Below are 13076 nucleotides of genomic sequence, written 5' to 3'. Positions count from 1 at the left end.
GAGAACCGGGCCCGCCGCGCTCCCCCGTCGCGGCGGGCCTCTCCTCTGCTGGGCCTGCTCGGCCTCGTCGAAGAGGGCCTGGTGGTCGGCCAGGAAACCGGCGGCCGCACCCACCGTCCATGCGCGCAGGCCGCTGGCGCAGTGCCGCCCTCCACCCTCACCGGCCCCACTTCAGTAGCCGGCCCTGCCCGCTGCTTCCTCGCATGCCTGGCTCTCGCGCAGGGCGAGCAGTGACAGGTGGTCGCCGCCTTCAGGCGTGCGGTGCATTATTTGAAGGCTCCAGGGCCCCTTGGTGAGTGAGGTCAGGCCGGACTCCTTATGAGTGCGGCGCCCGGTGACTTTCCACCCGAGATCGCGAAGCGTGCTCACGGCCGTGTCGACCTGTGCCTCGGTCGTGGGTGAGAACGTGGTCCAGCCTGCCGCGCACTCCGGCATGGCCTCGTCCAGAGGTATGTCCGTCTCCGGTCCCGCCCCCGCGTCCTCGACGGCAGCCGTCAGATCTGCTCGGACAGCCGACTGCTTCAAGCCCGGTGAGGCCGAGGCTTTGGTCTCGGCCTTGCCTTTTGTGCTCCCGGGTTGGTCATCGCCGCACCCGGCCACCAGCAGGAGGACAGAGACGGACGCTCCTAGGGCCTGTCCGATGGGTCGGCGCGGCGTCGCGACGCCTGGCACGCACGCTCGCCGCGTTGCCGAAATGCCCTAGTAGCTCCGCTACGAGGACATCCCGGCGCCTTGCGATCGCACGCACCAGACGCCGCTCCTTGCTCCACGCCGACCCACCGGACAGGCCCTAAGCCGGCGACCCGTCTCTTCGACCGATTGCGCATCTTCTTTTCCCTTGTCCGGGCCCATCGTGCTGAATACGACGCCCTGGAGTGTGGCACAGCTCGCGCAGGGCCCCGCTCTCCGGGCGGCGGACTCCTTCAGAGCCGGTTCGGCGTCCGCGCGCAGCCTTCCGCACACCTGGAGCTGGAGGACGGACCGAAGAAGGTCTCGTCGACCCGTCGCCCCCCTTGGCAGACTGCCGGCGTAGAGGCCCGAACGCGGAGGGGGCGGCGAGTGCGGAGGCGATGGTGGCTCTGGGCCGTGACCGGGTGGGCGGCGCTCGTAGTCGTCGGCGGTGCCCTCACGCTCTACCTGGGTGGCGGGGGCGGGCAAGCGGCGGACCCGGTCCGCCCCACGCCCTCCGAAGCCCCGTCGAGCACTGACGCATACTGGCCCTGCCCCAGCCCGACACCGGAGGAAGCCACCCTGTGGGCCTGCGTCTCCAAACAGAGGTAGTGCCTATGGGCCAGGCCGACGTCCTCGATGACACCCCTGCTTCGCGGGGGCCCGCGTCGGCTCCGCCCCCGCCCGTGGCTCGGGTCGCGGACGGCCCGACCCGATTCAGCCGCCGCCCGGCCGTCGAGCTGCCCCGGTGCAGCTTCGGGCTGCGCTCCGTCCCCGTCGTCAGCCTGTGCTCACGTGCTGATCCGCCCCGGCCAGGCGCTGACCGAGCAGCCTGTCGTCTTCCTCGGCTCCGAAGGGGAGACCGACGTCGGCGCGTGCGACCTGGGCGCCTTCCTGTGGCTTCTGGCCGGCGGCTACGGGCCCTGGGAGGCAGCCACCTCGTACGAGCCCGAGTGGGTGCCGCGCCCTCATCGCGAGCTGACGGCTGTCGCTGAACAGTTCGCACCAGGCCGCCGCGCACCCGCGACTGGGATCATTGCGCAGGCGGCACGGGAGTTCCCGGACTTCGATGACACCCTCATGGATCTCTGCCGCTGAACCGGCCGCGCAGGGCGAGTACACCGACCCCCGGTGATCGGCCCGTCACGCAATGCCTGAGAATTCTCACCGTTTGTTGAGCGATCTTCCCTCCGGTTGTGAGCGAGTTCGGGGCGAGCCCGGTGGAGGTGTCGTAGCGCCTTCTCCCAGGTGTGTTCCAGCTCGGCGCAGGCTCATCCGGACGATGCTCGCGTACCAGCGCCATCGCCGAGGCCGCCGGTCTCTTCCCGAAAGAGACCACCAAACCCGACCCTCTGTCCCCCTATCCCGGAGCGGCTGGGTAACATCCGGCCATGGCTCAGAAAATTGTGACTGTTTACTCGGACGACCTCACTGGTGCGGAGTCGGAGGAGGTCAGTACGCACAGGTTTTCCCTGAACGGCGTGAACTACGAAATCGACCTCACTCCGGAGAACTACGACAAACTCGACGACGCGCTCCGGCCGTTCATCGAGAGCGGCCGGAAGACGGGCCGGACGAAGGAGGCGGGCCGGGCGCGCAAGGGCGCCGCCGCGGAGGGGCCCAGCGCTGAAGAAGTCCGTGCGTGGGCTCGTGGGAACGGCTATGAGGTGAACGATCGCGGTCGCGTTCCCAAGGAGATCCGGGACGCTTTCGACGCTTCTCGCTGACCTGCGTACGTCCGCCCTCGTCGCTGCGCTCACTCGGCCGGTCTTCATGCCCGGAGGTCTCAGGTCATCTACCTCCGGGCATGAAGAATCTTCACTACGGGTTTCACGGGGTCATTGCTCCGGCCGCCGGGCCCGGCCCTCCTGAGGGGGATCTTCGCGCACGGCATGCCTGGGCTCCGTCAATGTCGAACGCGCCGTGGGGCCTGACGAATCGCCGCGACCAGTACGTCGTGTCAGCTGTCCCGGCCTTGCCATGTGGTGACGCAGGCTTCGTTCCCCTCCAGGTCGGCAAGCACCCAGAAAGCGGGGGCGCGGCTCGCGGACACGAGTCGGCCCCCCGCTGCCAGCGCGGCTTCGATCCGCCGGGGGGCCTCGTCATGCGGAACACTGATGTCGATATGGATGCGATTGCGCTGCGGACGCGCGCGGTCCATTTGCTGGAACCAGATGGCCGGGCCCTGCCTGACGGGGTCGACGAGCGGATCCTGCGGCCCGTCGGCGCCCGCTTCATCGGCATAGCCCGACACGGCCTTCCAGAACGGTCGAATGCCGGAGATGTCCAGGGCGTCGATGGCGATTTCCAGGACTTGGACCGACCGTGGTGCCTCCGGCCCGAGTCCGGGCTCCGTCAGAAACCCGGATTTGTCAACGGTGGCAGAGATCTGATGTGCGAGTTCGACATCCCGGGTGGTTACCGCTGCGCGGTCCAGCGATTGCAGAGTGAAGGCGGCCAGAGCGGGGCGGACATCGACTTGGAGATGGCGATCGGCATCGTCGCCACACGCCGCGACAGCGTCCGCCGCCAGGCTGATCCCTTCAGCCAACGTCCCGACCGGAACCGTGGTTTGAAAGGCGCCCAGCATGTAGCGCCACCCGTGATCCTTGACCGCGTCCGATGCTTCTTGCCGGCTCAATATCCGCTCCATGACCACATCTTTGCAGTCCCGTCGTCAGCTGCGGGCTGCGGGCTGCGGGCTGCGGGCTGCGGGCTGCGGGCTGTGGGCTGTGGCGTGGGCGACTAGCCACGTATCGGCGGGATACGGCCCGACGCGCGCGCGAGCGGGATCCGGGGGAAGCCGTCGGCTCACTTCCTGGCGTGAGCGGTGCGCGAGATCCATCCCACGGGTGGATCGCCGGGAGTCTGCCACCCGCGTGAGCGAGGGCGGGACATGCCGTGTTGTCGCTCTGGGGCAGTGTCCGGCCGCAAGCGTTTCCCGGAGCTAGGAGTTGACGTGGCCAAACGAGCCGCAGCAGTTGTCGCCGCAGCGATCATCGGTCTGACGGGAGTGTCCGCCGTTACGGCATCAGCTGCCGAGGTGCCGTCGAAGGCGGGTGGAACGTCCGCCCCAGACAATTCCGTGGCCCTTGTATGCACCGTCAACGACAACGGGGTCAATTTCAGGGGCGGGCCCGGCCCGGAGTACCCGGTGCTGGGGCAGGTCGACAAGGGGCAGAAGCTCAACCACAAGGGGCGCCAAGGCAACTGGGTCATGGGTGATCTGTGGGGCGGCGCCACGGGGGTCTGGATCCACACGGCCTACTTGGACTGCTGATGCTGCTCGGCCTGGCGGCGTAACGCAGTTCTCCGGTGCCGAAAGCGGTTGGCACCGCCACGGTCGTTCGCGCGGGCCATGCGGCGGACCAGTCGTCTGAACTCGGCATCCGCTCCAGCGTTGTTCGGCATCGGGCGCTCGCCGCCGTCTGTTCCCCTCTCGCGCACGTGGTGCGGGGGCGGCGCAGGCGGCGGCGTCGGCATGCCCGCCTATCGACCCGCCGCCGTCAGACCCGCGCAGCACCCGTCAGGCCCCCTCGGGCGGGATCTACCCGACGGCGCACCACAAGAGCGTCCACGAGGGCGTGCGGGGTGACGGCCTGCTCAAGCTGTCGGACCTGTTCGCGGAGCTGGTCGTGGGACTCCTGGAGCCGTATGAGTTCCGCACATGATGCCGCGCAATCACTGATTCGTGTTCGCCTGACAGTCAAACACCCATCTGCGTGATCGAACACAGGTGAGAGCCCGTTCACGCAAGCCCTGGGCGCCAGAAGCGCACATTCGATCGAAAACTTCGCCCTCGCCACCCCCGAACGTGTCGCGCTCACGGACGTTAGTCCGAGCACCTGTCCGAGCGTCACGTCAATTGGGAGGCGTCATGCACCGCAGCACGCACCGCACCGGCGAGCAGCAGAGTTTCGAACAGAGCTGTCCTGCCCGACGAACCGTGCGCCTCCTGCTTCCTCCCGGAACACGGACGGCGGGCCGCGCCGGTGGCGTGGGCGACGGTCGGGAACAGCGCGCCGCCCGCCAGGGCCGGGCAGGGCTGAGGGTACTGGCATGACCCGAGCCTCCACGCCGTACACGAGCGTCGTCCAGGTCCTGGTCCTGCTCTACCGGCAGGACGGCCGCGTGCTCCTGCTGCGCCGGGCCGAGCCCGCGTATCGCGGGCAACTCACCCTTGTGGGAGGGCACCTCGAAGACGGCGAGTGGTACGACCAGGCGGCGTGCCGGGAGGTGCGCGAGGAGGTGGGTGTGCGCGTCGAGCCCGACGCTCTTGAGCTGGCCTGCACCGCGCACCTCCAGACCCCGGACGGGCGGCGTCGCCTGGCGTTGCTGCTGATGACGCAGTCCTGGACGGGCGAGCCGCGCAACTGCGAGCCGAGCCGGCACACCGCGCTGGTGTGGGCCGATCCCGGTGAACCTCCCGCGCAGGCCCACCCCTTCACGCGGGCGCTCCTGCGGCAGTTCGTCGTAGGGGCGCTGCGAGCCAACATCAGTCTCGTCACGAGGGATTCAACATGAGGGGTGCTTCGCGTCCGTCAGGCCCGCAGGTCTCCTCCGGGCGGGACGGTGATCGTGTGCCGATGGTGTCCTCGGGGCCGGGGGTGTTCGCGAGCGTGGTCGTCCTTGATGAGGCGGGCCGCGTCCTGGTCGTCGAGAGGTCCCGCGGCGACGGGCTCGTCCGCGAGCTGCCCGGCGGGCCGGTCCTCGCCCAGGAGCCGCCACGGCAGGCCGCCGCGCGCGTGCTCGCCGGGCAGCTGGGGTTGGAGGGTGTCGGCGCGGGACGGCTCCTGGCTGTCGATCACCGGCAGCCGCGCGAGGGCGGTCCCGAGGGGCCCGTGGAGCCCGTGGGGTCCGTGGAACCCATGGAACTCGTGGAACCCGCGGGGCCCATGGAGCCCGTGGAGGTGGAGCACGTCTTTCATGCCGGGCCGCTCACCGAGACACACCTTGCGCGCTTGTACGACGTCACAGGAGACGGGCGGGCCGTGCGCTGGCTGGCGCCCCGTGAGGCCGGGCGGCTGCCGCGACCGGTCGGATGCCGGGTGCGCGCAGCCGTCGCGGCCCTGCGCGGCGGCAGCGTGGCCCATCTGGAGGAGGGCACGCCTCATCGCGGTTCCTCCGCGGGGATGGGGCTCGCGGACCGGGCGAGCCTGGAGACCTCCGGCGGCCTGAGCCCGGCCGACTACATCGCCGTACGCCCCAAGTCCCTGACCGCGGCCGCCGTACTGTGCACGGACGCCGACGGGGACCTCCTGATCGTGCGCCCTGTCCACCGCCGGGACGGCCGGTGGTCGCTGCCGGGCGGTGCCGTCGACAGCGACGTCGGTGAGACACCGCGAGAGGCCGCCGCGCGCGAAGTCCGTGAGGAACTCGGCATCAGCGTCGACGTCGGGCCGCTGCTGGCCTGCGACTGGATCCGGCGCCCGCCGCACCCTGCGGAGACCGTGTACGTCTACGACGGCGGGGTGCCGGCCGCCCGGCAGATGGCCGCGATCCGCCTGCCCGACGGTGAGCTGGACCAGTGGCGGCTCGCGGACGGTGAGTCCCTGACCGGCCTGCTCGCCGACGGGCTCGCGCCCCGTGTCCAGGCCTGCCTGGCGGCGCGTACCAGCGCGGCAGGAGCGGTGGAGCTGGTCAACGGCCGAGCCCTGGCCGAGGGCGCGGTGGCCCTCGTGTACCGGCCGGGCAGCGGTGAGCTGCTGCTGCGTGAGTGCGACGAGTACGCGCCCTGCCGACCGGGTCGCTGGTCGCCGCCGGGTGTTGTGGTGGAGGGCGCCGAATTCCCCGAAGAGGCCGTGGTGCGCGGGCTGCGCGGGCTGTGCGGGCTGCGCGAGGACATCGGGCCGCGGGTCCGCCAGCCGCGCTTGGTGGAGCGGGTGTGGGACTTCAGCGACTCACAGCGACTCAGACCGGGACATAGCTTGGGGCCCAGCCCGGGACACAGCTTGGGGCCCAGCCCGGGACACAGCCCGGGGCCCAGCCCGGGACACAGCTCGGGGCCCCTCTCGCCCCCCACCCCCCGCCTCATCAGCGTCTTCGCCATCCCCTACGACGGCCCACCCGAGGGCCTGGCCCTCGGTGAAGGCCTGCGGTTCGTCGCCCCGCGCGAGCTGGGTGACTGCCCGGTGCCGCCGTATCTGCGTGCGGTCGTCGACCGGTGGCTGGGCGGCGGTGCCCACGAGGAGGCCCCATGGTGACGCCCCCCGCGCCCCGGCGCGCCGCCCTCCGCCCAGGCCGCCGCGCCCCCCGCCCGGTGGCCTCTTGCCTCACCACTGACCACGAAGGAGCTTCAGTGGCCCACCCTCTGCCGCGGGCCGGGCGTGCACTTCTGGCACCCCACCCGGCCCGCACGACCGCGTCCAAGGCCCCTGCCGTGATCTGGAGGCTGCCATGAGCAAACACACCCCCCGGCAGCCCGACAGCGACCAGGACCAGGTGTCGGCCTCCGAACGGCTGCTGTTCGGCGGGCAGTTGGAGTACGACATGGGCTGGAACGCCCACCACGGCTCCTGGCTGCGCCTGTCCTTGTGGTCGATGGCCCGCAGTCTTCCCCGGCTGGTGTTCACCGCCATGCGGCTGGCCCGCTGGGCGGACCGGCGCGCGCTGCGTACCGTGGCCGTGGCCGAGGTCGGCTCGGGCCTGCTGCAAGCCGTGTCCCTGGTGGCCGTCAACGCCGTGCTGGGGCACCTGCTGACCACCGGGGCGATCACCGACCGGATCACCCACGCCCTGCCCGCCCTGGCCGTCGTCTCCGGCGCGGCGGTGGCGGGGGCCCTGTGCTCGGCGGCGTCGACCGCGGCGACCGGCATCCTGGAGCCGAAGGTCCAGCGTGTGGCCACCGAGCGCTATCTCGCCCTGGTCTCCCGCGTCGAGCTGAAGTCGATCGAGGACGACGAGTTCCACCGGCTCCTGGACTCGGCCGCCTGGGGCGCGGAGTCCGCCCGCCGGATGGTCAAGTACACCACCAGCGTGGTCAACGCCCTGATCTCCCTCGTCGCCGCGGCGGGCGTCCTGACCGTCCTGCACCCGGCGCTGCTGCCGCTGCTGGTCGCGATGACCCTGCCCAGCGCGTGGGGAGCGATGACGAAGGCACGCAGGCGGTACGTCAGCTTCCACCAGTTCGTGCAGCACGCTCGCGCCGCCCAGCTGCTGGTGCGGCTCCTGATCGACCAGAACGCCGCCCCGGAGATCCGCCTGCACGCGATGGGCCCGTTCCTGCTCGAACACTTCGAGGGGATGGCCGACACCAGTGAACGCGAGCAGGCCAGGCTGGCCCGGCTCGACGCCCGCACCGGCCTGCTGGCCGCCGCCGCGACGGGCGCCGCCACCGCGCTCGCCTACGGCATGCTCGGCCTGCTGCTATGGACCGGGGCGATGCGCCTTTCCGTGGCCGGCACCGCGGTCCTCGCCATCCGCACCGGCTCCGACGCGCTGCGCCGCTGCGTGCTGCAAATCTCCGACGTCCACCAGGAGAGCCTGTTCGTCGGCGACTACGAGCGGCTGTGCGAGGAGGCCGTACGCCGCGCCATCCCCGCCGAAGGGCAGAGCCTTCCCGCCCGCGTGCGGGAGATCCGCTTCGACGGCGTGACCTTCACCTACCCGGGCAAGGACACTCCCGCGCTCGCCGGGGTGGACCTGGTGCTGCCCGCAGGCCGGACCATCGCCCTGGTGGGCAGCAACGGCTCCGGCAAGTCGACCCTCGTCAAGCTGCTCTGCGGGCTCTACGCACCGGACGAGGGGTACATCTGGTGGGACGATGTGGACGCCGCGCGCGCCGACCGGGCGCAGATCTTCGAGCGCGTCGCCGCCGTGAACCAGGACTTCTACCGGTGGCCCTTCACCGCCCGCGTGAACATCGGCATCGGGCGCCCCCGCCGCCCCTTCGACGACGAACCGATCATGGCAGCGGCCCGGTACTCGGGGGCCGACGCCGTCATCGACGAACTCCCCTCCGGACTCGGCACGTTGCTGCAACGCGGGTACAAGGGCGGACAGCAGATCTCCGGCGGCCAGTGGCAGAAGGTCGGCATCGCCCGCGGCCACTACCGCGCCGGCGAAGTACTCGTCGTGGACGAGCCCACCAGCGCCCTCGACCCCGTCGCCGAGCAGAAGATCTTCGACCGGATCCACGCGCTGGCCGCCCAAGGGCAGACCGTCGTCCTGGTCACCCACCGCCTGCACAGCGTCCGGCACGCCGACACCATCGTCGTCCTCGACCACGGCCGCGTCATCGAACAGGGAACCTTCGACCAGCTCATGGACCCCCGCACCGGCGAAGGCGCCTTCCGCAAGGCCTACCTCCTGCAATCCAGCGCCTTCGACCGGGCCGCGGCGCCGGGAGATCCCGACGCTGCGGCGGGCGGGTGAGCGGCCGCCACGCGCGCGGCCGTGACGGCCGGTGCCCGAGCTGGATCGCGATCTCCCGGGCCGTCAGCGCCCCACGCGGAGACGGGCGGCTCAGCTCGGGGGAACCGCCGCCTCGATGTGGGCCAGTTGGGCCGCGAGGATCTCCTCGAACGCGGCCTGGCGGTCCGCACCGAGGGGGCGGACGTCGCGGGCGAAGTGGGCCAGGGCGGGGAAGCGTTCCGGATCGGCGCCGAGTACCGCGACGCGGAAGTGCTCCATGCCCTGTTCGTACTCGTCCGGGGTGATGGCGCTGACTCCGGCCTCGGAGGTGATCAGCGCGGCGATGAGGACCGCGAGGCGGTGGTAGCGCACCGGGATCTCCTCGTCGGGCAGCCCCGACGCGCGCAGGGCCTGCAACACCTCTTCCGCGACGAGGCGGGAACCGGCGCCGCCCGACGCGTACCGCCCCCAGACCGCGGCGAGCTGGGGCTGTCGGCCGAACGCCTCTCTGACGCGCAGGGCCAGGGCGGTGATGCGCTGCTTCCAGTCGCCCTCGGGGCGGTAACCCTCCATGGAGGCCAGGAGGATCCGGTCGGCGACCGCGCGCAGCAGTTCGGTCTTGCTGCGGAAGTGCCGGTAGAGGCTGGAGGAATCGGTCCCCAGGGCCGCGGCGAGCTTGCGCACACTGAACGAGTCCGTGTCGCCCGTACGCAGCAACTCCGCTGCGGCGTCCAGGATTTCCTCGGTTGACCAGCGCCTTCGACCTGCCATTTCGCCCCTCTCGTCGGACTGGAGTCTAACTTATGCACTTGGTGTTGCACGCACCGCGTGCATAATGAGGACATGAGTGTGCCGAGCGGCCTGGCAGCATGCGGGCCGCCGTGCCACGCGTGCCCTTGTCACCCGGGTCGGGCGACCGATGCGCAGCTCGACCCGCGCACTGCGAAAGGACGCATGTCGTGAGGAACACGCTGGATCCCGCGGCGCTGGACGCCGCCATGGAAGACGTCCACCGCGCCGGAATGCCGGGCCTGTTCGCCGAGGTGCGTGACGGCGACCAGGTCTGGCGCGGCGCCGCCGGGGTCGCCGACGTCGACACCGGCCGTCCCGTCACCGCCGACATGCGGCACCGGGTCGGCAGCATCACCAAGACCTTCACCGCCGCCGCGGTGCTGCGGCAGGCCGAGGCCGGACGGATCGGTCTCGACACACCGATCGGCCACTACCTCCCGAAGCTGGTCCCCGGAGAGCGCGGGGCCGTGATCACGGTCCGGATGCTGATCAACCACACCAGCGGCCTCGCCGAGTACCTGCCGTACGCCTACCCCTCCCTCAAGGCGTTCCCCGCCCTGGCGGACACCGGGCCCCAGAGCCTGGACGACCACCGGTTCACGCGGTTCGAACCCGCCGAACTGATCGAGATGGGGGTCACCGCCCCCGCCGTCGGCACCCCCGGCGGTCCCCTGGGGCTGTACTCCAACACCAACTACCTGCTCCTCGTCCAACTCCTGGAAGAGGTGACCGGCGCCACGGCCGAGCAGCACATCACTCGGGACATCGTCGAGCGCGCCGGGCTCAAGGACACCGAACTCCCCGCCGGACCGTACGTCGACGGGCCGCACTCGCGGCTGTACGAGGCGTGGTTCGGCATGATCGACCCGCCGCGCGACTACAGCGTCTACGACATGTCATGGGTGGGGCCGTCTGCCTCGCTGATATCGACCGTCGCGGACCTCAACCGCTTCTTCGGCATGCTGCTGGCCGGGGAGATCGTCAGCCCGTCGTCCCTGGCACAGATGCGACGTACCGTCCCGATCGTCTCCCAAGAGGGCAAGACCATCGACTACGGCCTCGGCCTGTATCCGATGGAGGGCCCCGGCCAAGGCACCTTCTGGGGCCACGGCGGCACGGTCTGGGGCGGCGGGGCGCTGGCCATGACCCGCGCCGACGGCAAGCGGCAGATGGCGGTCGCGATGAATCTCCAGAGGTGGAACAAGCTCGACGCCGCCGGCAGGCCACAACCCCACCCCATCGACGACGCGCTCGCGACGCTCTACCGCGTGGCGATGTACGGCTGACAGGCCCGCCGACCGCTGGCCACCCCGCCGCCTTCCACCTTCTACCTTCCACCTTCCACGAACGGGTGTCTCCCATGACCATGACCACAGCACCGATCGATCTCTTCTCCTCCTTCATTCACCTGGACCACGGGGGTGACGTACGCGCCGTGCAACCCGTCTTCGACTCCGAGCGGGACGGCTGGCAGTTGATGACCTTCCACGTGGAGACCGACGCCGATGTCCACGGCGACCACTGGGAAATCCACACCGAGGCGGACGAACTCGTGTCCTGTCTCACCGGCGGGATACGTCTTTACTTCCGTCCGGAGCAGCCGGGGGACAAGGAGGAGGAGGTCGAGCTGGCGGCCGGAACGGCGGTCGTCGTCCCGCGCGGGCGATGGCACCGCATCGCACTGGACCGCCCCAGCGACATCATGTCCCTCACCCTGCCGCGCGGCAGCCGCTTGCAGAGGCGGGAGGAAGCCTAGCCACGGCTGGTCAGGGCCTTCGCCGGCCCGTCGGGCGGGGGTTACCCATGGTCGTCCGCGCGGATGGTGGGCCACAGCACGGCCACGACGCGGTCCGCGTGGTCGGCCGGGGTGTTCGCCCCGGTTCGCAGGTAGTCGCCGAAGTAGCTGCCGAAGCACAGGACGACCAGGGTTTCCAGGTCGGCGTCCTCGCGCACCGCGCCGGCCTCCTGGAGCCGTTCCAGGGTGCGCAGCAGCTCCTCGCAGCGCGGCTTGTTGCCGTGCTCGCGCATCTGCTCGAACAGTTCCGGCTCGCGCTCGGCCTCGCCCATGAAGTTGCCGTGCAGCTCCATCGCCCGCTCGTTGTGGTAGCGGGGGTCCAGGCGCCGGACGGCCTCGGTGAACGCCTCCACGGGCGTCATCCCGTCCACGTCCAGGGGAGGGTAGGCCTCGCGCTGCTTGCGCAGGCCGTAGTGGAGGGCGTCCACCACCAGTTCGCGCTTGTTCGCCCAGCGCCGGTACAGCGTCGGGCGTGTCACGCCCGCGTCCGCCACCACGTCGCCGATCGTCATCCGCGTGTACCCGTCGGTGGCCAGGCGTGCGCGCGTGGCCCGCAGGATCGCCTCCTCGATCGCCGGGTCGCGCGGCCTGCCGCCGGGGTGCGGGGCGCCCTCCCGCGCGGGCCCGGGCGCGGTCGCCCCGGCCTTGCGCCGCGGCCGGCGCGTGCCGCCGGCCTCTGTCTGGTCCTTGCTGCTCACAGCGTGCTGTCCCTCCTTGTCGGCCACCACCCTAGCCAGCTCGATGCCCGCCCCAGCGGTTCAGCTCCGAGTGCTGGCCGTAACGAAAGGCGCCATGCGTGGTGGTGGGCGTCGACGCCGGAGCCGCCCGCTTCGGCGGCCGCAGTACGCCTCACAGCCCTCACTCCACATCGGCGTGAAAGCTCACACCGGCATGGCTGTTTCGGACAATTCGTGGGTGCCTTCGGGTGGGGCGGCAGTGCCCCGCGTCGCGGCAACGGGGCGAGAGGTGCCGCGGGTTTCTGATCGGTCTTCCTTTCGGCAGTCGTGTTCTCGCAGGTCACCGCGCTGCCTCTGGCCTCTCGCCACAAGACGGGTGCAATCCGCGTAATGCCGACCCGGGATTCCTCTCACTCTGACGGGCGCCACTGACCGGCAGCCCGAGGAGCAGCTCAACGGAAACCAGGAGAGGTCGATGGGACGATCAGAGCAGGTACCCGACCGGCGCGAGCCACACCCACCGGAGGGAACACCCGGGCGGGGTGTTCGCGCTGGAACGCTCCAGGTCACCCTGGGCGTACTGCGCGGGCTCGGGACATGGCTCGGCCAGCGCATCGCCGAGTGGGCCGCCGGGCGGTGGTAAAGAGCCACGGTGAGCCGGCACCCGTGTGACGGCTGCACGCGAGGAGTACGGCAGGTGGGGGGGGGGGGGGGGGGGGGGGGGGGGGGGGGGGGGCGGGGGTGGGGGGGGGGGGGGGGGGGGGGGGGGGGGGGGGGGGGGGGGGGGGGGG

General features: G+C 71.0%; 12 protein-coding genes. 8 read left to right on the top strand and 4 right to left on the bottom strand.

Going from position 1 to position 13076, the window contains the following annotated elements; all coding sequences use genetic code 11:
• Window positions 1–171: 171 nt before the first annotated feature.
• Window positions 172–525: a hypothetical protein gene (locus tag AC07GB_RS37010; protein ID WP_478853457.1), complete on the bottom strand. Its 354-nt coding sequence runs from the start codon at window positions 523–525 to the stop codon at window positions 172–174.
• 939 nt (window positions 526–1464) lie between these two features.
• On the opposite strand from AC07GB_RS37010, the gene AC07GB_RS37005 reads away from it, so the two are divergent.
• The gene (locus tag AC07GB_RS37005; RefSeq protein ID WP_478853455.1) at window positions 1465–1767 is read left to right on the top strand and encodes a hypothetical protein; all 303 of its coding nucleotides are present in this window, start codon (window positions 1465–1467) and stop codon (window positions 1765–1767) included.
• A gap of 293 nt (window positions 1768–2060) precedes the next feature.
• On the top strand, window positions 2061–2396 hold the full coding sequence (locus AC07GB_RS37000; RefSeq protein WP_478853453.1) for a histone-like nucleoid-structuring protein Lsr2: 336 nt from the start codon (window positions 2061–2063) through the stop codon (window positions 2394–2396).
• A 233-nt stretch (window positions 2397–2629) separates the two neighbouring features.
• Here the strand turns inward: AC07GB_RS37000 and AC07GB_RS36995 are convergent, their stop codons facing one another.
• Complete coding sequence (locus AC07GB_RS36995) at window positions 2630–3322, bottom strand: VOC family protein (protein ID WP_478853451.1); 693 nt, start codon at window positions 3320–3322, stop codon at window positions 2630–2632.
• 432 nt (window positions 3323–3754) lie between these two features.
• On the opposite strand from AC07GB_RS36995, the gene AC07GB_RS36990 reads away from it, so the two are divergent.
• From AC07GB_RS36990 to AC07GB_RS36975, 4 genes are all read left to right on the top strand, one after another.
• The gene (locus tag AC07GB_RS36990) at window positions 3755–3949 is read left to right on the top strand and encodes an SH3 domain-containing protein (RefSeq protein ID WP_478853449.1); all 195 of its coding nucleotides are present in this window, start codon (window positions 3755–3757) and stop codon (window positions 3947–3949) included.
• 779 nt (window positions 3950–4728) lie between these two features.
• Complete coding sequence (locus AC07GB_RS36985) at window positions 4729–5193, top strand: NUDIX domain-containing protein (protein WP_478853447.1); 465 nt, start codon at window positions 4729–4731, stop codon at window positions 5191–5193.
• A 62-nt stretch (window positions 5194–5255) separates the two neighbouring features.
• Entirely contained in the window at window positions 5256–6872 is a 1617-nt protein-coding gene (locus AC07GB_RS36980) for an NUDIX domain-containing protein (protein WP_478853445.1), read from the top strand.
• A 193-nt stretch (window positions 6873–7065) separates the two neighbouring features.
• A complete protein-coding gene (locus tag AC07GB_RS36975; protein WP_478853443.1) occupies window positions 7066–9042 on the top strand; it encodes an ABC transporter ATP-binding protein in 1977 nt (658 codons plus the stop codon).
• Window positions 9043–9132: 90 nt separating this feature from the next.
• On the opposite strand, the gene AC07GB_RS36970 is transcribed toward AC07GB_RS36975, so the two are convergent.
• Window positions 9133–9792, bottom strand: a complete 660-nt coding sequence (locus AC07GB_RS36970) for a TetR/AcrR family transcriptional regulator (protein WP_478853441.1) — start codon at window positions 9790–9792, stop codon at window positions 9133–9135.
• 188 nt (window positions 9793–9980) lie between these two features.
• Here AC07GB_RS36970 and AC07GB_RS36965 point away from each other — a divergent pair, with 188 nt between their 5' ends.
• Window positions 9981–11099 carry a serine hydrolase domain-containing protein gene (locus tag AC07GB_RS36965; protein ID WP_478853439.1) on the top strand — a complete coding sequence of 373 codons (1119 nt, stop codon included), beginning with the start codon at window positions 9981–9983 and terminating at the stop codon, window positions 11097–11099.
• A gap of 80 nt (window positions 11100–11179) precedes the next feature.
• A complete protein-coding gene (locus tag AC07GB_RS36960; RefSeq protein ID WP_478853437.1) occupies window positions 11180–11569 on the top strand; it encodes a cupin domain-containing protein in 390 nt (129 codons plus the stop codon).
• A gap of 41 nt (window positions 11570–11610) precedes the next feature.
• Here the strand turns inward: AC07GB_RS36960 and AC07GB_RS36955 are convergent, their stop codons facing one another.
• On the bottom strand, window positions 11611–12306 hold the full coding sequence (locus tag AC07GB_RS36955) for a TetR/AcrR family transcriptional regulator (protein WP_478853435.1): 696 nt from the start codon (window positions 12304–12306) through the stop codon (window positions 11611–11613).
• Window positions 12307–13076: the final 770 nt, after the last annotated feature.

This window comes from Streptomyces sp. NPDC045778 (genome assembly GCF_056431945.1).
The sequence above is the reverse complement of the archived record's forward strand: the minus strand, read 5'-3'. Positions and strand labels throughout refer to the sequence as shown.